This window comes from Nocardioides sp. NPDC127514 (assembly GCF_040302125.1).
Taxonomy (GTDB): Bacteria; Actinomycetota; Actinomycetes; order Propionibacteriales; family Nocardioidaceae; genus Nocardioides.
Genome location: NZ_JBEORF010000020.1, coordinates 47849 through 67717, shown reverse-complemented (window position 1 = coordinate 67717; position 19869 = coordinate 47849). Strand labels below are relative to the sequence as shown.

Annotated in this window: 17 protein-coding genes and 1 riboswitch; of the genes, 8 read left to right on the top strand and 9 right to left on the bottom strand. The window is 69.7% G+C overall.

What is annotated here, in order from left to right; all coding sequences use genetic code 11:
* Positions 1 to 2 precede the first annotated feature (2 nt).
* Complete coding sequence (locus ABTX24_RS17025) at positions 3 to 2195, bottom strand: NADP-dependent isocitrate dehydrogenase (protein ID WP_350841160.1); 2193 nt, start codon at positions 2193 to 2195, stop codon at positions 3 to 5.
* Positions 2196 to 2449: 254 nt separating this feature from the next.
* Between ABTX24_RS17025 and ABTX24_RS17020 the strand changes: the two genes are divergently transcribed.
* On the top strand, positions 2450 to 3526 hold the full coding sequence (locus ABTX24_RS17020; protein WP_350841158.1) for an MIP/aquaporin family protein: 1077 nt from the start codon (positions 2450 to 2452) through the stop codon (positions 3524 to 3526).
* 57 nt (positions 3527 to 3583) lie between these two features.
* On the opposite strand, the gene ABTX24_RS17015 is transcribed toward ABTX24_RS17020, so the two are convergent.
* The 5 genes from ABTX24_RS17015 to ABTX24_RS16995 form a co-directional block, all read right to left on the bottom strand.
* Positions 3584 to 3946 (bottom strand): DUF3017 domain-containing protein, encoded by a 363-nt coding sequence (locus ABTX24_RS17015; protein WP_350841156.1) that lies wholly within the window; start codon positions 3944 to 3946, stop codon positions 3584 to 3586.
* A gap of 5 nt (positions 3947 to 3951) precedes the next feature.
* Positions 3952 to 4803 (bottom strand): bifunctional methylenetetrahydrofolate dehydrogenase/methenyltetrahydrofolate cyclohydrolase, encoded by an 852-nt coding sequence (locus ABTX24_RS17010; RefSeq protein WP_160025248.1) that lies wholly within the window; start codon positions 4801 to 4803, stop codon positions 3952 to 3954.
* A gap of 231 nt (positions 4804 to 5034) precedes the next feature.
* Positions 5035 to 6627 carry a bifunctional phosphoribosylaminoimidazolecarboxamide formyltransferase/IMP cyclohydrolase gene (gene purH, locus ABTX24_RS17005; protein ID WP_350841154.1) on the bottom strand — a complete coding sequence of 531 codons (1593 nt, stop codon included), beginning with the start codon at positions 6625 to 6627 and terminating at the stop codon, positions 5035 to 5037.
* Positions 6628 to 6659: 32 nt separating this feature from the next.
* A riboswitch (ZMP/ZTP riboswitch) is annotated at positions 6660 to 6737 on the bottom strand.
* A gap of 10 nt (positions 6738 to 6747) precedes the next feature.
* A complete protein-coding gene (gene purN / locus ABTX24_RS17000) occupies positions 6748 to 7389 on the bottom strand; it encodes a phosphoribosylglycinamide formyltransferase (protein WP_160025250.1) in 642 nt (213 codons plus the stop codon).
* A 10-nt stretch (positions 7390 to 7399) separates the two neighbouring features.
* Complete coding sequence (locus ABTX24_RS16995) at positions 7400 to 8662, bottom strand: cell division protein PerM (protein ID WP_350841152.1); 1263 nt, start codon at positions 8660 to 8662, stop codon at positions 7400 to 7402.
* A 156-nt stretch (positions 8663 to 8818) separates the two neighbouring features.
* Here ABTX24_RS16995 and ABTX24_RS16990 point away from each other — a divergent pair, with 156 nt between their 5' ends.
* From ABTX24_RS16990 to ABTX24_RS16965, 6 genes are all read left to right on the top strand, one after another.
* Complete coding sequence (locus ABTX24_RS16990; protein ID WP_350841150.1) at positions 8819 to 10651, top strand: SigE family RNA polymerase sigma factor; 1833 nt, start codon at positions 8819 to 8821, stop codon at positions 10649 to 10651.
* A gap of 119 nt (positions 10652 to 10770) precedes the next feature.
* Positions 10771 to 11274, top strand: coding sequence for a SigE family RNA polymerase sigma factor (locus tag ABTX24_RS16985; RefSeq protein ID WP_350841148.1), 504 nt, complete (start codon positions 10771 to 10773; stop codon positions 11272 to 11274).
* A gap of 1 nt (position 11275) precedes the next feature.
* Complete coding sequence (locus ABTX24_RS16980) at positions 11276 to 12814, top strand: hypothetical protein (protein WP_350841146.1); 1539 nt, start codon at positions 11276 to 11278, stop codon at positions 12812 to 12814.
* Positions 12815 to 12911: 97 nt separating this feature from the next.
* A complete protein-coding gene (locus ABTX24_RS16975) occupies positions 12912 to 13415 on the top strand; it encodes a SigE family RNA polymerase sigma factor (RefSeq protein WP_350719689.1) in 504 nt (167 codons plus the stop codon).
* A 1-nt stretch (position 13416) separates the two neighbouring features.
* A complete protein-coding gene (locus ABTX24_RS16970) occupies positions 13417 to 14919 on the top strand; it encodes a hypothetical protein (RefSeq protein ID WP_350841144.1) in 1503 nt (500 codons plus the stop codon).
* A gap of 156 nt (positions 14920 to 15075) precedes the next feature.
* On the top strand, positions 15076 to 16458 hold the full coding sequence (locus ABTX24_RS16965; RefSeq protein WP_350841142.1) for a dicarboxylate/amino acid:cation symporter: 1383 nt from the start codon (positions 15076 to 15078) through the stop codon (positions 16456 to 16458).
* A 63-nt stretch (positions 16459 to 16521) separates the two neighbouring features.
* On the opposite strand, the gene ABTX24_RS16960 is transcribed toward ABTX24_RS16965, so the two are convergent.
* On the bottom strand, positions 16522 to 17118 hold the full coding sequence (locus tag ABTX24_RS16960) for an NADPH-dependent FMN reductase (RefSeq protein WP_350841140.1): 597 nt from the start codon (positions 17116 to 17118) through the stop codon (positions 16522 to 16524).
* A gap of 102 nt (positions 17119 to 17220) precedes the next feature.
* Between ABTX24_RS16960 and ABTX24_RS16955 the strand changes: the two genes are divergently transcribed.
* On the top strand, positions 17221 to 18057 hold the full coding sequence (locus ABTX24_RS16955; RefSeq protein WP_350841138.1) for a helix-turn-helix domain-containing protein: 837 nt from the start codon (positions 17221 to 17223) through the stop codon (positions 18055 to 18057).
* Here the strand turns inward: ABTX24_RS16955 and ABTX24_RS16950 are convergent.
* Both ABTX24_RS16950 and sucD read right to left on the bottom strand, forming a co-directional pair.
* The gene (locus tag ABTX24_RS16950) at positions 18054 to 18815 is read right to left on the bottom strand and encodes a lytic transglycosylase (protein WP_350841136.1); all 762 of its coding nucleotides are present in this window, start codon (positions 18813 to 18815) and stop codon (positions 18054 to 18056) included. The two genes, ABTX24_RS16955 and ABTX24_RS16950, sit on opposite strands and share 4 nt — an antisense overlap.
* A gap of 155 nt (positions 18816 to 18970) precedes the next feature.
* Positions 18971 to 19867, bottom strand: coding sequence for a succinate--CoA ligase subunit alpha (gene sucD, locus ABTX24_RS16945; protein ID WP_008364062.1), 897 nt, complete (start codon positions 19865 to 19867; stop codon positions 18971 to 18973).
* Positions 19868 to 19869 lie beyond the last annotated feature (2 nt).

The following is a 19869-nucleotide window of genomic DNA, read 5'->3' as shown; positions in this document are numbered from 1 at the left end:
AACTAGAGAGAGTCGATCGCCTCGTTGAGCGTCGCGGAGGGACGCATCACGGCGGTGACCTTCTCGGGGTCGGGCAGGTAGTAGCCACCGATGTCGGCGGGCTTGCCCTGGACCGCGAGGAGCTCCTCGACGATCTTGGCCTCGTTGGCCGCGAGGGTCTCGGCGAGGCCCTTGAACGCGGCGGCGAGCTCGGTGTCCTCGGTCTGCGCGGCGAGCTCCTGGGCCCAGTAGAGACCCAGGTAGAAGTGCGAGCCGCGGTTGTCGGTGGTGCCGAGCTTGCGACCCGGGGAGCGGTCGTTCTCGAGGAAGGTCGCGGTCGCGCGGTCGAGCGCACCGGCGAGCACCTTCGCGGCCGGGGCGGACGCCTGCTCGGCGTACTTCTCGAACGCGGGCACCAGCGCGAAGAACTCACCCAGCGAGTCCCAGCGGAGGTAGTCCTGCTCGACCAGCTGCTGCACGTGCTTCGGCGCCGAGCCGCCCGCACCGGTCTCGAACAGACCGCCACCGGCGATCAGCGGGACGATGGAGAGCATCTTCGCCGACGTACCGACCTCGAGGATCGGGAACAGGTCGGTGTTGTAGTCACGCAGCACGTTGCCGGTGACCGAGATGGTGTCCTCACCGTTGCGCAGGCGCTCGAGGGAGTACGCCGTGGCGAGCTCGGGCGAGAGGATCTTGATCTCGAGACCCTCCGTGTCGTGCTCCGTCAGGTAGGTCGTGACCTTCTTGATCAGCTCGGCGTCGTGGGCGCGCGACTCGTCGAGCCAGAAGATGGCCGGGGTCTTCGAGTCACGGGCACGCGAAACGGCGAGCTTGACCCAGTCGCGTACCGGGATGTCCTTGGTCTGGCAGGCGCGCCAGATGTCGCCGGCCTCGACGTCGTGCTCGATGAGCACGTCGCCGGCCTTGTTGAGGATCCGCACGGTGCCGGCGGCCTCGATCTGGAAGGTCTTGTCGTGGGAGCCGTACTCCTCGGCCTTCTGCGCCATCAGACCGACGTTGGGGACGGTGCCGATCGTGGCCGGGTCGAGCGGGCCGTTCTTCTTCACGTCGTCGATGACGGTCTGGTAGACGCCGGCGTAGGAGGAGTCCGGGATCACCGCGAGGGTGTCGTCCTCGCCGCCGTCGGCACCCCAGAGCTTGCCGCCGTTGCGGACCAGAGCCGGGATCGAGGCGTCGATGATGACGTCCGAGGGGACGTGCAGGTTGGTGATGCCCTTGTCGGAGTTGACGTAGGACAGGCGCGGGCCCGCCTCGATGGCGGCCTTGAAGGCGGCCTCGATCTCGGCGCCCTTCTCCAGGCCGGAGAGCCCGGACAGGATCGCGCCCAGGCCGTCGTTGGCGGAGAGGCCGGCGGCCTCGAGGTCCGCGCCGTACTTCTCGAAGACGTCGGTGAAGTAGGCCTTCACGACGTGGCCGAAGATGATCGGGTCGGAGACCTTCATCATCGTGGCCTTCAGGTGCAGCGAGAAGAGCACGTCGTCGGCCTTGGCCTTGGCGAGCGCGTTCTCGAGGAAGGCGTGCAGGTTGGCCACGGACATGTACGTCGCGTCGACGATCTCGCCCTCGAGCACCGGCAGCTCGGCGAGCAGCGTCACCGTCTCGCCGTCGGCCTTCTCGAGCACGATGGAGAGCGTGTCGTCGGCCGGGAGCGTCACGGACTTCTCGTTGGACTTGAAGTCGTGGGAGCCCATCGTGGCGACGGTCGTCTTGGAGTCGTCGGAGAACGGCTTGTTGGTGTGCGGGTGAGCCTTGGCATACGCCTTGACCGAGCCCGGCGCGCGGCGGTCGGAGTTGCCCTCACGCAGGACCGGGTTCACCGCGGAGCCCTTGACCTTGTCGTACTTGGCCCGGATCTCCTCCTCCTCGGGCGTGCTGGGCGCCTCGGGGTAGTCGGGGATCTGGTAGCCCTGAGTCTGCAGCTCCTTGATGGCGGCCTTCAGCTGCGGGATGGAGGCGGAGATGTTGGGCAGCTTGACGATGTTGGCTTCCGGCGTCTTCGCCAGGTCACCGAGCTCGCCGAGCGCGTCGTCGGCCAGGCCGAACTGGGCCAGGATGCGCGAGGCCACGGAGATGTCACGCGTCTCGACCTCGACCCCCGCCTTGGCCGCGTAGGCCGAGACGATCGGAAGGAAGGAGTACGTCGCCAGCAGCGGCGCCTCGTCGGTGTGGGTGTAGATGATTCGTGCGGCCATTGCTGTGGCTACTCCTGACAAGTTGCGATCTGCGTAGATCCGGACCCGGGACGATAGAAAGTGTCTTGACATCAAGATAACAGAAAGGGTGATGAGACACCGCCCCGCCCCACCTAAGCACCACGATGTGCCGTCGCAAAAGAGTTACTGTGTGTCAACACCTCATGTTGTTCAGGTGACTGCTGATACCTGAGTGCTTCTCGGGTGTCGATGGGTCTGACCGACGTCAACAGACATTGAAGGGTTAAGGGGACATGACTGAGGAATCACTGTCGGCGGCTGAGCCGACCTTCATCCAGAAACTCGTAGCCGAGGTCATCGGGACATTCGTCCTCGTGTTCATCGGGTGCGGCTCGGTCGTAGCCGTCGTCGCCGGCGCCACCCACGCCGGTCAGGCGACCTGGGGGCTCGAGGTCGCGGCCGTCGGCCTGGCGTTCGGTATCGCCGTCGTGATCGGCGCCTACACCTTCGGCCGCATCTCCGGCGGCCACTTCAACCCGGCGGTGACGCTCGGCGTGGCCACTGCCGGCCGGATCAGCTGGAAGGACGCCGGTGCCTACATCGGCGCACAGTTCGTCGGCGCCACCCTCGGCGCGATCGTGCTGTTCCTCATCGCGCTCTCCTCGGACTACAACTCGTGGAACGACGGCGGCCTCGGCGCCAACCGCTTCGGCGACGGAGCCGGCACCGGCCTCATCGGCGCGATCCTGGTCGAGCTGGTCCTCACCTTCATCTTCGTCTTCATCATCCTCGGTGTCACCGACGTTCGGGCCGGGACCAACGCCACCGCTGCGCCGCTCGCCATCGGCCTGGCGCTGGCCGCGATCCACTTCGTCGGCATCCCCCTGACCGGCACCTCGGTCAACCCCGCCCGTTCGTTCGGCCCCGCTCTCTTCTCGGGCACCGACGCACTGGCCAACCTCCCCGTCTTCCTGATCGTCCCGGCTCTCGGCGGCGCCGTCGCCGGTTTCGTCTACCCTCTGCTCCTCGGCAAGGACGGCTCCGAGATCGTCGGTGCCGGCCTCGCCTTCGGCGGCGACAACCTGAAGCCGGCTCAGAGCGTCCCGGCCTGGGACTCCCAGGCTGTCGCCCCGGCGGCACCCGCCGCTCCGGCGGCACCCGCGGCTGCGTCTCCGGCGGCACCCGCCGCGCCCGCCGCCGAACCGACACCTCCGGCTCCGGACACCGGCGACCGCACGGTCGTCTCCGGTGGCGGCCAGCCGGCCTGGCAGCAGCCGACCCCGGCCGCCGAGGGCGACCTCCCGGTCTACGAGCAGGACGGCTGGCGCTGGGACTACGCCAAGCAGGAATGGGTCCCGATCGAGCAGTAGTCTCGAGAAGCACGAAGGCCGCCCCTCGGGGCGGCCTTCGTGCTGTCTGTACGTCTTCTATTCGCCCGGAACGGTCACCGCGAGGATCCACAGCGCGCCCGCGGTCAGCGCCAGCAGGGCCACGTCGAACCAGCGGTTGCGCACCGCGAGCATCCCGGCATCCTTCGTACGCAGCACCGCACGCCCCAGCGACGCGGCCCCCACCCCGGCGGCGAGGACGATGATCCCCACCCGCCAGTGGCCGAAGCCGACCAGCCCGAGACCGACGATCGCCGCGGTCAGCACACCGAGGTAAACGAACCCGCCGATGGTCGAGGGGAAGCCGCGTACGTCCTGGAGGTCCGTCTTCTCGTGCTCAGGCGCCACCACCACCGGTGCGGGAGCCCCCGGTGTGGGGGTGAGCGGCGGGTGAACGGACACGATTTTCAGAGCCTTTCGAGAGCCTTCTCGGCGCTGAGGACGATATTGGAGAGCAGCATCGCGCGTGTCATCGGACCCACCCCACCCGGGTTCGGCGACACCCAGCCAGCCACGTCCCATACGTCCTCGGCCAAGTCTCCTGCGATCTTACCGTCGACCCGGGAGACACCGACGTCCAACAGGGCCGCGCCGGGCTTGACCATGTCCTTGGTGATGATCCCGGGCACGCCCGCGGCAGCCACCACGATGTCGGCGTTGCGGGTGTGGGCGGCCAGATCGCGGGTGCCGGTGTGGCACAGGGTGACCGTCGCGTTCTCGCTGCGGCGGGTGAGCAGCAGGCCCAGCGGACGCCCGACGGTCAGCCCACGGCCGACCACGACGACCTCGGCGCCGTTGATCTCGACCCCGTGACGGCGCAGCAGCTCGATGCAGCCCACCGGGGTGCACGGCAGCGGCCCGTCCTCACCGAGGACCAGCTTGCCGAGGTTGTAGGGGTGCAGCCCGTCGACGTCCTTCTCCGGAGCGACCCGGGAGAGCAGCGCGAACTCGTCCAGACCGGTCGGCTGCTGGATGAGGTAGCCGGTGACGGCAGGATCCGCGTTGAGCTCGTCGATGACCTTCTCGACCTCCGCCTGGGTCGCGGTGGCGGGCAGGTCGACACGGGTCGAGGCGACACCGATCTCGGCGGCGTCCTTGTGCTTGGCGTTGACGTACCAGTGCGAGCCCGGGTCGTCACCGACCAGCACGGTCCCGATGCCCGGGGTGATCCCCTGGGCCTTCAACTTCTCGACCCGCTCTGCGAGCTCGGCCTTGATCGCCTTCAGCGTCGCGGTGCCGTCCAGCTTCTGTGCTGTCACGATGTCAATCCTGTCACTCGGTCTTCAAAGAATTTCGTACGCTGCGGGGTGGCGCGCCGTCGGGGTTGCTTCGCGCTGGCTTCCGCGCCGGTTTGTCCGGCAGTCCGGCTTGCTCCGGGCTTCGCCGACGCGGCGCAAAGGTCCCTCCTCCGCTTCGCTCCTCCGGGACATTTGCGCCGAGTCGGCGCTTGTGCACACGGCGCCCACGCCTTCGGCGCGGGCTTGTGTGCATCAGTGTGCGAAGTGCCTGGTGCCGGTGAAGTACATCGTCACTCCGGCCGCCTCGCATGCCTTGATGGTGAGCTCGTCGCGGATGGAGCCGCCGGGCTGGACGATGGCCTTGACGCCGGCGTCGATCAGGATCTGCGGGCCGTCCTCGAAGGGGAAGAAGGCGTCGGAGGCGGCGACGGCGCCCCGGGCCCGCTCGGAGCCCTCGGCCAGGGTGTTGGCGCGCTCGACCGCGAGCCGGCAGGAGTCGACGCGGTTGACCTGGCCCATGCCGATGCCGACCGAGGCACCGTCGGAGGCCAGCAGGATCGCGTTGGACTTGGCCGAGCGGCAGGCCTTCCAGGCGAAGGCCAGGTCGGCGAGGGTGGCCTCGTCGGCGGCCTCGCCCGTGGCCAACGTCCACGCAGCCGGGTCGTCACCCTCGGCGTCGACGTGGTCGACCTGCTGCATCAGCAGGCCACCGGAGATCGGGCGGGTCTCGACCGCGGAGCGCTCGTCGGCGGCGGCGACCAGGATCCGGATGTTCTTCTTGCCCTGCAGGATCTCGACGGCACCGTCCTCGTAGCCCGGAGCCACGATGACCTCGGTGAACACCTCGGCGACCTGCTCGGCCATCTCGACCGAGACCGGCCGGTTCGAGGCGATCACGCCACCGAATGCGGAGACCGGGTCGCAGGCGTGCGCCCGGCGGTGCGCCTCGGCGATGTCGGCGCCGACGGCCAGGCCGCACGGGTTGGCGTGCTTGATGATCGCGACCGCCGGCTCGGCGAAGCCGTTGGCGGCCCGACGCGCGGCGTCGGTGTCGACGTAGTTGTTGTAGGACATCTCCTTGCCGTGCAGCTGCTCGGCACGGGCGAGCCCGGCGGGTCCGAACCCGTTGAGGTAGAGCGCCGCCTTCTGGTGCGGGTTCTCGCCGTAGCGCAGGACGTTGGCCTTCTCGTACGTCCCGCCGACCCACGCCGGGAAACCGGTGCCCTCGGAGGTGTCGGTGAGCACGGAGCCCATCCAGGAGGCGACGGCCACGTCGTACGTCGCGGTGTGGACGAACGCGGCCGCGGCGAGGGCCTTGCGCTGGTCGTAGGTGAACCCTCCGGCCTGCACCGCGGCGAGGGTGTCGGCGTACTGCTCCGGGGAGGTCACGATCGCGACCGAGGGGTGGTTCTTGGCGGCGGCGCGGACCATCGAGGGGCCACCGATGTCGATCTGCTCGACGACCTCGTCCGGGCCGGCGCCGGAGGCGACGGTCTGCACGAACGGGTAGAGGTTGGAGACGACCAGGTCGAAGGGCTCGACCTCGAGTTCCTTGAGCTGCTCGACGTGGGACTCGAGGCGGCGGTCGGCGAGGATGCCGGCGTGCACGCGCGGGTGCAGCGTCTTCACGCGGCCGTCGAGGCACTCGGGGAAGCCGGTCAGGTCCTCGACCTTGGTCACCGGCAGGCCCAGCTTCTCGATCAGTGCCGCCGAGCCGCCGGTCGAGACGAGCTCGACACCGGCGTCATGGAGCCCGCGGACCAGGTCCTCGAGACCGGTCTTGTCGTAGACGGACACCAGGGCCCTCTTCAGTGCAATTTTTCCGGGGCGGATCTGGTCCTGCACAGCCATACTCCTCATCGGTCGATGAATTCGATGAGGGGCACCCAGGCGGTCGATGCCGTCTCTTTACACTCCCCGGTGGTCCCCCACCTGCGCCAGTCGTGTGCTCGTCAGTCTAACCGTTCAGGCGCGCCCGAACCGAACCCGCCGACCGTCCACCGTGTAGCCCTCACGGGCGATCCGGCCAACGCTCTCGACGAGCATCGACCGCTCGACGACCTTGATCCGCTCGTGGAGCGTCTCCTCGGTGTCGTCGTCCTCCACCGGCACCGTCACCTGCGCCATGATCATCCCGGTGTCGACCCCGGCGTCGACGATGAAGAGCGTCGCACCGGTGACCTTCACGCCGTACTCCAGCGCGTCCCGCGCCCCGTGCATCCCCGGGAAGGACGGCAGCAGTGCCGGGTGCGTGTTGAGCGTCTTCCCCCCGAACCTTTCGAGGAAGGCAGCTCCCACCAGCTTCATGAAACCCGCGGAGACGACAAGATCGGGCTCGTACGCAGCCACCGACTCGGCCAGGGCCGCATCCCACTCCTCACGCGAGCCGAAGTCCTTGACCCGGTGCACGAACGTCGGGATCCCGGCGTCGGTCGCCCGGGTCAGCCCCTGGATCCCGTCGCGGTCGGCCCCGACCGCGACGACCTCTGCCCCGAACTCCGGGGAGGCACAGGCGTCCAGCAGGGCCTGGAGGTTGGTGCCCGAGCCGGACACGAGGACGACGATCCGCAGTCGAAGCGGAGCTCGAGACGATCGGTTGAGCGACATGCTGCGAACTCTAGGCGGCCGGCTCGGTCGGGAGGGAACGCCGGTGCCACCAGGTCATGGTGAGCCCGGCGAGCAGACCGGCGAGACCGAAGAAGGCGATGGCGTTGACGAGCACCTGCCCGGCGTACGGCCCGACGTCGAGCATCCGGCCGGGGCCGACCGCGCCGCCGGCGATGCCGGAGGCGATGGCGACGAGGAGGCCTGCGACGACGCCGGCGCTGACGCCACGGAGGGCGCCCTCCGACCAGCGCAGGGTCGGCCGGACCCGGCTGACCCGGCAGACGGCCCAGAAGGCGGTGAGCGGGCCGAGCGCCATCACGGCGGCGACCCAGGCGGGCGGGGCGCCGTTGTCGGGCAGCGCGGCGAGCATCGGGAACATCGGCAGCGGCCCGAGGGTCACCGCCGTCGGGGTCACCGTGGTGCCGACGCCGACGGTGAAACCCGGCCCGAGGGCGTACGCACTGGAGAAGAGCACGGCGTTGGGCAGCACCAGGACAGCGAGCAGGGAGTAGAGGATGATCCCGCCGAGGTCGAGGTGGAGCTGGGAGACGACGTTGATCGAGGTGGTGAAGTCGGCGAAGAGGGCCGCGAAGAAGACCAGCGTGCTGACCGCGAGCCACCAGACCAGGATCGACCTGACCATCACCAGTACGTCCACGGCGGCGCGGGGCAGCAGGGTGATCCACAGCGCCGCGCGGCCGGAGCCGACCGCGATCGCGGGCAATGCCACGAGCACGCAGAGCCCGACCGACCACGAGAAGACGCCGACGATGCTCGGCGCGGTGGCCGGGGTGCCGGCGATGATCGCGGTGGCCAGCGCGGTGCCGGTATAGCCGAGCGTGAAGAGGCCGGCGACGACCGGGACGGTCAGGTCGCGCTCGCCGTCGGCGAGGGCGTTGACGTCCGGGCCGTGCAGCGAGACCGAGTCGCCGACCCGGACCGCGACCTGCCACATCGCCCAGGCGAGGACCAGGGTCAGGCCGAGCGGGACGACGGTGATCGCGACCCCGGAGACGAGGACGCCCGAACCGTGCCCGAGCAGCCACCCGAGCGCGGCGACACGCACGGCGTCCGACGGCTCGCCGTGGGCGCCCATGTCGCTGATGAACCAACCCAGGATGCCGATCGCCAGGCACACCACCAGCGTCGCGCCGGCCGTGCCGATGCCGCCCAGCAGAGCGACCGCGACCAACGGGCGGCGGTGGCGGAGATCGTGGCGATCATCCGCGGCTCGCCCGCGGTCAGGGGTGCGTGGAGGCAGCAGGGACGACATCGCCACTCATCCTCGCAACCCGCGTCGTCTCGATCTCGGCGACGCGCCGCCTGAGACGTTCACCGGGTTGGTCACAGCGGTTGATACCCGCCTGTGCATCTGCGGCTATTGCCGTTCATTCGACCGAATCACCTACAGTTGACCGCTGACATGGGCATGACCACGGCAGACCACGAGACCTTCGAGGCGTTCTATCAGGACGTCCGTGGACGCCTCCTTCTCCAAACCTGGTCGCTGACCGGGGATCTGGAGGCCGCCAAGGCCGCCGTGCGCGGCGCGCTGGTCGTCACCTGGCACCACTGGCGCAAGGTGAAGCCGATGGACGACTTCGAGCGCGAGGACTGGGTCCGCCCGATCGCCTGGTCCAAGGCGATCCGCAACCACTCGGTGCCGCTGCTCCACCGCGACCAGACGATCGCGCCGGAGGCCCGCCACACCCTCTCCGCGCTGCGCGGCCTGCCGCTCCACGACCGCAAGGTCTTCCTGCTCGGCCACCTCACCAGCGTCGACCTGGCGCAGCTGGCGCGCGAGGTCGGCACCCCGATCAGCCGCACCGAGACCGACCTGCAGGCCGCCAACGCCGCCATCTGCGTCGAGCTCGGGATCGTCCCGGAGCAGCTGCAGTCCATCTTCGACCCGCTCGTCGACGTGCTCACCGAGCAGCCCTGGCCTAAGACCTCGACGATCACCACCGCCGGCGCCGTACGCCGCCGGGTGCACACCGCGATCGGCGCGGCCGCTGCGATCGCCGCCCTGGTCGGCACCGGCTTCTTCGTCACCCAGGGCGCCGAGACCGAGCCGCGGCTCAACACTCTCTCGATGCAGTCGGCGGCCGAGGAGTTCGAGGTCGAGCCGAGCCAGATCCCCGGCAAGAAGCTGACCGCCAAGGACCTGATGACCGAGGAGGAGGTCGCGAAGATCTACGGCGGCTCCTGGGCCGTCGACATCTCCTCCGACAACCTCGAGGGCACCGGCCTCACCATCCCCTGCCAGGCCGACACCTCGGCCGACAAGCGGCCGATGGCGAGCCTGGCACGCACCTTCATCGCCAAGGCGAAGGCGACCACCGCCGGCACCACGATCGAGTCCTCGGTCGACGCGAAGGCGGCGGCTGCGGCGTACAAGAAGATGCAGGGGTGGTACGCAGCGTGCGCCGAGCCCCGCTACCAGTTGATGTTCACCGAGTCGGTCGACGGCATCGGCGACCAGGCGACCCTCTTCACCTACCGTGACTGGGAGAACAACCGCGCGGTCACCTACGGCGTCGCGCGCACCGGCAACCACACCGCCGCGGTCACCGTGAAGACCGAGGGCAAGTCCAGCACGACCGCGGCCAAGACCTCGACCATGCTCGGCACCGCCGTCCACAACCTCTGCTCGATGCCGGGCGCGGGTGCGTGCGTGGAGACCAAACGACCGCGGGCGACGGTGGTCCCGATCCCCACGGGCAAGGCGCCTGGGCTGATCAACGAGACCGATCTGCCTCCGGTCAGCACCATCGGTGACCCGTGGGAGGGCACCGAGGCGAAGCCGGCCAAGACCAACCCCGCCCAGACCCGCTGCGACGAGACCCAGTTCAACGCCAAGGGCATGACCGGCGCCCAGACGCGCTCCTTCGTGATTCCCGAGACGAAGAAGAAGCTCGCCCAGACCTTCGGACTCACCGAGACGGTCGGCAAGTTCGGCTCCGCCAAGGAGGCGCAGGCCTTCAACGTCGCGATCAAGGGCCGGCTGGACAAGTGCAGCGACAAGCAGCTCGGCAGCCACGTCACTCAGCTCGCGACCGAATCCATCAAGGACGGCGCGATCACGGTGTGGTACATCCGGGTCGAGCTCGAGAACACCTCGATCTACTACCGGATGGCCGCGATCCGACGCGGCGCCAACGTCGCCCAGATGAGCTTCAACCCCGACGGCGACGCCGACATCAGCAACTCCGAGTTCGTCAGCCTCGCCAAGCGCGCCGCCTACCGGCTCGACTATCTCTGAGCCCAGAAATCTGAGCCCAGTTCGCTCCGGATGCAACCGGACCCGCCTCCCAGGCATCTGACCCAATGAGACTGGCGTCGTAGCGCCAGATCGGGGACGGCCAGTCTGGGAGGCGAGCGATGGACGAGGACGAGTTCGACGCGTTCTACAACGTGTCCTACCGCCGCGTGTGCGCTCAGGTGTACGCCATGATCGGCGACTCCGACGAGGCCGCCGAATGCGTCCAGGAGGCCTTCGCCCGCGCCTGGGCCCACCGACGGAAGCTGTCCTCGGTCGACTACCCCGAAGCCTGGGTCCGCACCACCGCCTACCGCCTCGCGGTGGGCCGCTGGCGCCGGAAGAAGTACGCCGGCCGCGTCACCGACCGAGCCGTCGGGGTCCGCACGGAGATGCCGGCGGTCGACGAGACCCATGTCGCCCTCGTCGCCGCGCTCAAGAAGCTCCCCGAGGCACAGCGCCAGGCCATCGTCCTGCACCACATCGCCGATCTGCCGGTCCATCAGGTGGCCGCAGAGGTCGGCGCCCCCACCGGCACCATCAAAGCCCGCCTGGCCCGAGGACGAGCCACCCTGGCCGAGCTGCTCGCCGACGAACAACCCGGCGCCGTCTGGAAGGAGGCCTGAGATGAGTGACCCGATCTCGCGTCTGGACCAGTTCCGCGCCGACACCCCTGGAGCACCGATGAAGTCCGCAGCCGAGGTACGCCAACGGGGTGACCAGATCCGCCGCCGCCGGCGCACCCTCGTCGCCGCCGGCGCGGTCGCCGTGGCCGCGGTCGTCGCCGGACCGATCATCTTCCTCTCCGCCGGGTTCGGCGAACGCGCCATCGAACCGCAGCCCGCACCGGCGCCGACGCCGAGTCAGACCCCGAGCACGGTGGCGCCGAGCCCGTCAGGCTCGGCCGCCGCGTCGGACCTCACCCGCGCCAACCTGCCGACGGAGGACGACCTCGTCGCCGAAGATCCCTATCCGCAGTGGGTCCTGGAGCAGACCTTCGACGGCGAGGGCCGGGGCGACCACAACGAGTGCCTGCCGGCATTGGCCGACGCTGGCGCGTTGGCGACCTTCCGCCGCGACTTCATCCCCGAGGCCGGACAGGAGTACGCAGACTCGGCCGGGACGCTGAAGGCGGTCGTCGCCGAGTTCGGCTCGGCCGACGAGGCCGAGAAGGCGCGCGCGGAGCTCTCCGACGCCGCGAGCTCCTGCACTGCCGTCGACGGCGCGGAGGTGGCCGGCTCGCTCCCGGTCGAGGGCGGCGTCGTCACCCGTGGTGACATCGTCGTGGTGACGTACCTGCCCGAGGGGACCGACACGAACGCCCGCCGGGAGGTCGCGACCGCTGTCGTCACCGTCAAGGACCGGCTGGTGGTGATCACGCGGCGGCGCGGCGTACAGGACTACGTCTCGCCGACCGCCCTGCAGACCTCCGCGGTCAACGCCGCCTACCGACTGGTCGGTTCGTCGCCGCCACCCGCGTCGACGTCGAGCTCAGCGACCTCGAGCTCGTCCTCATCCTCATCCGCGTCCGCACCGGCGGCGGTCCTCAGCGACGCGCATCTCGTCGTGGCCGGGTCACTGCCCGGGCTGCCGATGGAGGGTGAGTCGTCTGCGGTCTGGCAGCAGGTCGCGCCGCAGCCGACCCCGACGCTGTACTGCCAGGGCGCCTGGCTCTCGTCGCTGAAGGCCGCCGAGTCGGTCAGCCGGGAGTTCCGCCTCGAGAACGGCGGCAGCCAGATCGGCAAGGTCAACGTGACGGTGCTGGAGTTCGCCGAGAAGGAGGGCGCCGACGCCGCCTTCGAGACGGTCCACGGCTGGCTCGACGCCTGTCCGGCGTCGATGTCCGACGCGAAGCTCTTCACCGCCAGGCCGGTCGAGGCCATCGAGATCGGCACCACCCCCGAGATCGACCGAGCCGCGCAGACGCTCGCCGAGTACGCCGCCGACTGCGGTGGCGAGGGCTGCGATTCGACCTGGTACGACCACCAGACCGTCGCCCAGCTCGGGACCCGGCTGGTGCTGGTCACCCACGCCGAGGCCGGTGGCCCCTGCCCGCCGACCCGAGCCTGCCCGCCGGAGGAGGCCTCCGACTACACCGAATGGGACAACCGGGTCGCCCAGACGGTCGAGGCCACGGTGGCCCGCGCCTTCCAGGACCTGCCCTGATGAGGACGCAGTGCAATTGACCTTTACGCTCGCACAGGCCACCGCAGACACTGGCGCACGGGCAACAGTCAGGGAAAGCCAGCCGGGGAGGCGAACGATGGACGAGGACGAGTTCGACGCGCTGTACAACGCGTCGTACCGCCGCTTGTGTGCTCAGCTGTATGCCATGATCGGCGACTTCGACGAGGCTGCGGAGTGCGTCCAGGAGGCGTTCGCCCGTGCCTGGGCGCATCGTCGGAAGATGTCCTCGGTCGACTACCCCGAAGCCTGGGTCCGCACCACCGCCTACCGTCTCGCGGTCGGCCGCTGGCGCCGGAAGAAGTACGCCGGGAGGGCCGCCGACAGGGCCGTCGGAGCCCGCACGGAGATGCCGGCGGTCGACGAGTCCCACGTGGCTCTCGTCGCGGCCCTCAAGAAGCTCCCCGAGGCGCAGCGCCAGGCCATCGTCCTGCACCACATCGCCGATCTGCCGGTCCATCAGGTGGCCGCCGAGGTCGGTGCGCCCACCGGGACCATCAAAGCCCGCCTGGCTCGAGGACGAGCCGCGCTCGCGGAGCTGCTCGCCGAGGACAATCCCGGCGCCGTCTGGAAGGAGGCCTGAGATGAGTGATCCGATCTCGCGTCTGGATCAGTTCCGCGCCGATGCCCCCGGGGCCCCGATGAGCTCGGCAGCCGAGGCACGGAGGCGGGGCGATCAGATCCGGCGCCGCCGTCGTGCCGTCGTGACCGCGAGCGCGGCAGCCGTGGCCGCCGTCGTCGCCGGGCCGATCATCTTCCTCTCCACCGGACTCGGCGACAAGGGCATCGACCCCGCCCCGGCACCGAGCGACAGCGCGGCCGCACCCAGCGCGTCCGCCTCTGCGTCGGCGTCCGATCTCAGCCGAGCCAACCTGCCGATCGCGGACGACCTCGTCGCCGACGACCCCTATCCGGCCTGGGTCCAGGAGCAGACCTACGACGGCGAGGGCACCGACGCCTACAACGACTGCCTGACCGAGTCGCTGGGCGACGCGGGTGCCCAGGCGACGTTCCGCCGCGACTTCGTCGCGAAGCCCGGGGAGGAGATGGCTGACGCCGCCGGCACGCTGAAGGCCGTCGTCGCCGAGTTCGACTCGGCCGCCGAGGCCGACAAGGTGAGCGTCGACCTCTCCGACGCCGCGATCTCCTGCTCCGGTGTGGACGGGGCGGAGCTGGCCGGCACGCTGCCGGTCGAGGGCGGCGTCGTCTCGAGCGGCAGCATCGACGTGGTGACGTACCAGCCCGACGACCCCGAGATGAACGCGGTCTGGGAGACCGCGACGGCCGTCGTCTCCGCCGAGGACCGGGTGCTGGTGATGACCCGGAAGCGGGGCGTGCAGGATTACGTCTCACCGACCACCCTGCAGACCTCCGCCGTCAACGCCGCCTACCGGATGGTCGGCGCCACGCCCCCGAGCGGGCCGTCCGAGAAGCCGACGGAGACCGAATCGCCGGCTGCGGACGGCCTCAGCGCCGCCAACCTGGTCGACGGCAGCACCCTCCCCGCTCTCGACCGCTTCGAGAGCCCGCTCGGCTGGAACCAGTACACGCCCACCCCCGACGTACCGACCCTCGCCTGCCAGAAGGAGTGGCTCTCCTCGCTCGGCGCCTCGGCGAAGGTTGCCTCCGACTACCGCTGGGACACCGACAGCGCCATGGTCGGGCAGGTGCACGTCGCGGTGCTGGAGTTCGCCGACGCGAACGCCGCCGGCGCTGCGTACAACGAGGTCATGGAGTGGATGGAGGTCTGCCCGGCCAACAAGCTCGGGGTCGACCCGGACGTCACCGCGCTGCCCATGGACGTCAGCGCCGACCTCGATGCCGGGCCGAAGCGCGCGGCACGCTCACAGGCGACCTACCCGGGTCTGGACGGCGGCGACAGCATCTGGTTCGAGACCGAGCTGGTCGCGGAGTACGAGACCCGGCTCGTCCTGGTCGGCTACGCCGAGCTCGCCGGCCCCTGCCCGCCGAGCACCGGCGACGAGGACGACCCGTGCTACCAGCCCGACCAGCCCGACTCGTGGCCCGGCCGGATCCTCGCGATCGAGAAGGCGGCGGTCACGGCCGGGATCAGCGACCTCCGCTGACGGACACCACTCAAACACGATATGGTTGATTGTCTTTCATGACTTAGCGCGTGGAGACTCCTGTCACAACGCGCTCACCCGAGGAAGACACGTACCGGTCATGGCGTTTGGGCCCATCAGAGCCCCGACCCGCATCAACCTTGGAGTAGCCCTCTCGTGTCCACCGCCCCCACTGCACCCGCCAGGCGGCGGTTGCGCCTCCCGTCCTTCTCGGTCCAGATCATCCTGGGCCTCGTCCTCGGCGTCGCCCTCGGCGCGGTCGCGCGAGCGATCGGCCCCGGGGCGGGCGACGAGGCCAACTGGCTGACGACGACGCTGGCCACGATCGGCGACTCGTTCGTCTCACTGCTCAAGGCCGTCGTCGTACCGCTGATCTTCACCGCCATCATCGCCTCGATCGCCAACCTGCGTACGGTCAGCAACGCGGCTCGGCTCGCGGGCCAGACGCTGCTGTGGTTCGCCATCACCGCGGCGATCTCGGTCGCCATCGGCATCGGTCTGGGGCTGCTCTTCCGGCCCGGCAGCAACACCGCGGTCAGCACCTCCGACGCGGCCGAGGCCGGCGCATCCGCCTCGTGGCTCGACTTCCTCCAGGGCCTGATTCCCGGCAACTTCCTCGGCCTCCAGGCATCGACCAGCGTCGAGCAGGTCGGCGGGAGCCCGCTCGCGGAGACCGCGCTGAGCTTCAACGTCCTCCAGGTCCTGGTGGTCGCCCTCGCGATCGGCATCGCGGCACTCAAGACCGGCGAGAAGGCCGAGCCGTTCCTCGCCCTCAACCGCTCCTTCCTCGCCATCGTGCAGAAGGTGCTGTGGTGGATCATCCGGCTGGCACCGATCGGCACCCTCGGCCTGATCGGCAACGCGGTCGCGTCCTACGGCTGGGACTCGCTGAGCTCCCTGGCCTGGTTCGCGGTGGCCGTCTACGTCGGCCTGGCACTGGTCCTGTTCGTCGTCTACCCGGTGCTGCTGCGGGTCAACGGCCTCAACCCGCTGGCGTACTTCCGCGGTGCCTGGCCGGCGATCCAGCTCGCCTTCGTCTCGCGCTCCTCGGTGGGCACCATGCCCGTGACCGAGCAGGTGACGGTCAAGAACCTCGGCGTCCCGCAGGAGTACGCCTCGTTCGCCGTCCCGCTGGGCTCGACCACCAAGATGGACGGCTGCGCGTCGATCTACCCGGCCATCTCGGCGATCTTCGTCGCCCAGATCTTCGGGATCGACCTGGGCATCACCGACTACCTGCTGATCGCCTTCGTCTCGGTCGTCGGCTCGGCCGCCACCGCGGGCCTCACCGGCGCCGTCGTGATGCTGACGCTCACGCTCTCGACCCTCGGCCTGCCGCTGGCCGGCGTCGGCCTGCTGCTCGCGATCGACCCGATCCTCGACATGGGACGTACCGCCGTCAACGTCGCCGGGCAGGCGCTCGTGCCGACCATCGTGGCCAAGCGCGAGGGCATCCTCGACGTCGACCGCTACCGCTCCGCCTCCGCGGCCGGGCTCCTGGCCGACGACGAGCCCGTCAAGGAGACGGTCGCCGCCTGACGTCTCCCGGACGTACGCGATCGAGCGCCCCGGCAGCCGGCTGGCTGCCGGGGCGCCTCTGTCTCACCCGGGATAGGGCGCGTCGCCACGCGCGGCCCGCAGGGCCTCGGCCCACCAGGTGAGCTGGGCGAGCATGCCCTTGGCGTAGACGGCCGAGTCCGGGTCGTTGGGGCGACCGTTCTCGTCGAGGCGCTCCCAGTAGCGCGGGAAGGCGAGGCGCGCCTGGAGCGGGTGGGCGTGCAGCTCGGTGAGCACGTTCTCCAGGTGGAGGGCGGCGTGGCGACCGCCGCTGTCGCCACCGTAGGAGACCAGCGCGACCGGCTTGGCCTGCCACTGGGTGAAGTGCCAGTCCAGGGCCGACTTCAGCGAGGCCGGATAGCTGTGGTTGTACTCCGGAGTGACGATGACGAAGCCCTCGGCCGCGGCGAGTGCGTCGGTCAGGTCCGCCTGGCCCTCCGGTCGCGGGTAGTCGTCGCCGGCCGCCTTCGGCGACTCGGCGGGCAGGGACAACGGGATCTCATGGTCGGCCAGGTCGATCAGCTCGACGTCGAGACCGCCGTACGCCTCGGCCTGCTCGGCCATCCAGGAGCCGAAGATCGGGCCGCCGCGGCCTTCCCGGACGCTGGCGGTGATGACTGCGATACGTAGTGGTTGGGTCATGCCGTCCAGGCTCACGCGGATCGGCGAGCGGCGGGAGACCGAGCCAAGGCTGGCCCCAGCAGGGCCACCATGACCGCCCGTCCGGCCCGTAGGCTTGACGGCATGCCAGCCAACGCGGGAGCCCTCGGCTCGTTCATCCGGGACCGCCGCGACCAGACCACCCCGGAGAGCGTCGGCCTCCCGGAAGGCGTACGTCGCCGGGCCCCCGGTCTGCGGCGCTCCGAGCTGGCCACGCTGGCCGGGATCAGCGTCGAGTACCTGGTCCGGATCGAGCAGGGCCGCGACCGTCACCCCTCACCGCAGGTCCTGCGGGCGATCGGTGACGCGCTCCGCTTCGACGCCGCCGCCCACGAGCACCTGCGCACCCTCGCGATGGCCTCCAGCGGCCAGTGCCTCGGACCGTTCTCCTCCGGTCGTGACGTACGCCCCGGCGCACGCGCCCTGGTGGAGCAGTTCGAGCCGGGTGTCGCCGTGCTCACCAACCGGCTCGGCGACCTGCTCGCCCACACCTCCACGTTCGACCTGCTCGCCCGGCCCCTCGGGATGCTCGACCACGCGGAGCCCAATCTGACCGCGTACGCCTTCCTCCACCCGCGCGCCCGCGAGGCCTTCCCCGACTGGGCTCGGGTGGCCGACGACCTGGTCGCCAACCTCTACCGCGGCCCCAATCCGGTCGCCGCGCGGATGATGATCGAGGCGATGTCGGAGCAGGCGGGGCCGGAGTTCACCGACCGGCTGACCCGCCACGACCCGCCCCACGGCGGCGTCTGGCGCTGGCTGCATCCCGACGCCGGCGAGCTGCGGTTCGACGTCGAGGAGCTCGAGCTCCCGGCCGCCGACAACCAGCAGATCCAGGTGCTGATGCCGGCCGACGACGCCACCGCCGAGGCCCTCGACGCGATGCGGCGCCGCCGCTCGGGCGCCCTGCGCGCGGTCTAGCTCGGCGGGATGTAGAGCTTGTAGCCGGCAGGAAGCTTGTCGGGAGACCTGCTGCCGTTGTAGATCCGCAGCTCTTCCTCCGTGATGCCGAACCGCTTGGCGACGCTCGCGTAGGTGTCCCCGGCGACGGTCGTGTAGACCGTCTCCCCGGTGCCGGGCTGGGGTTTCGGCTCGGGCTTGGGCTTGTCGGCCTTGACCGGGATCTCGATCGTCGTGCCGGCGAGCAGCTTGGTGGCGTCCTGGTAGCCGTTGTGCGCCATCAGCTCGTCCGCGGTGACGCCGAACTTCTTGCCGATGCTGAAGAACGTGTCACCTGCGACGACCTTGTACTTCTTCGGCTTCGGCTTCGCCGTCGGGATCTTGATCTCGCTCCCCGCCAGCAGCTTGGTGGGATCTTCGTAGCCGTTGTAGGCCATCAGCTCGCCGACATCGACGCCGAACTTCGCGGCGATGCCGGAGAAGGTGTCACCGGGCGCCACGGTGTAGGTCTTCCCGGCCGGCTTCGCGGGCGGGCTCACCACGAGCTTGGCCCCCGCTCGGATCTTGGCGGGGTCGGCGATCTGGTTCCAGGTCACGAGGTCGCTGACCTTGACGCCGTACTTCCCGGCGATGCCGGAGAGGGTCTCCCCCAGCTGGACGGTGTGGGTCTTCCGCTCCGTCTTTGCCTGATCCACGCTCTGGTGCGCGCTCCGGGTCGATGCCGCCACGGCCGGGGCCAACCCGGCGATCGACGACCCGACCGAGGCCGAAACAGCCATGACAACCGCACCCGAGATCAAACGCCTCATTCTCTTGGCCATAGCCGTCACAGTAATCCGCTCGCACGCTCAACAGCGCCCATTCGAACCAATCCCCGAAAACACAACCGCCCCGCGACCATGACGGTCGCGGGGCGGTCAGGAACTGACGTACGTCAGAGGGACTGCAGGATCTCGCGAGCGAGAGCAGCGGTCTCCGACGGGGTCTTGCCGACCTTGACGCCGGCGGCCTCGAGGGCCTCCTTCTTCGCCTGCGCGGTGCCGGCGGAGCCGGACACGATCGCACCGGCGTGACCCATGGTCTTACCCTCCGGCGCGGTGAAGCCGGCGACGTAGCCGACGACAGGCTTGGAGATGTTCTCCTTGATGTAGGCCGCGGCCCGCTCCTCGGCGTCGCCACCGATCTCACCGATCATGACGATGAGCTTGGTCTCGTCGTCCTTCTCGAACGCCTCGAGGGCGTCGATGTGGGTGGTGCCGATGATCGGGTCACCGCCGATGCCGATGGCGGTGGAGAAGCCGAAGTCCTTCAGCTCGTACATCATCTGGTAGGTCAGCGTGCCCGACTTGGAGACGAGACCGACCGGGCCCTTGCCGGTGATGGTGTGCGGGGTGATGCCGGCCAGCGACTCGCCCGGCGTGATGATGCCGGGGCAGTTCGGGCCGATCATCCGGGTGGCCTTGCCCTGCAGGTAGGACCACACCTCGGCGGTGTCCTGAACCGGGACGCCCTCGGTGATGACCACGATCAGCGGCATCTCGGCGTCGATGGCCTCGATCGCGGCGTCCTTGGTGAAGGCCGGCGGCACGAAGAGCACCGACACGTTGGCGCCGGTCTCCTTCATCGCCTCCGCGACCGTGCCGAACACCGGGAGCTCCACGTCGGCGCCCTGGGCGTCCTTGTGGGTGACCGTGGTGCCGGCCTTGCGGGCGTTGACGCCACCGACGATCTGGGCGCCCGAGTCGAGCATCAGGGCGGTGTGCTTCGCACCCATGCCGCCGGTGATGCCCTGGACGATGACCTTGCTGTCCTTGTTGAGGTAGATGCTCATGT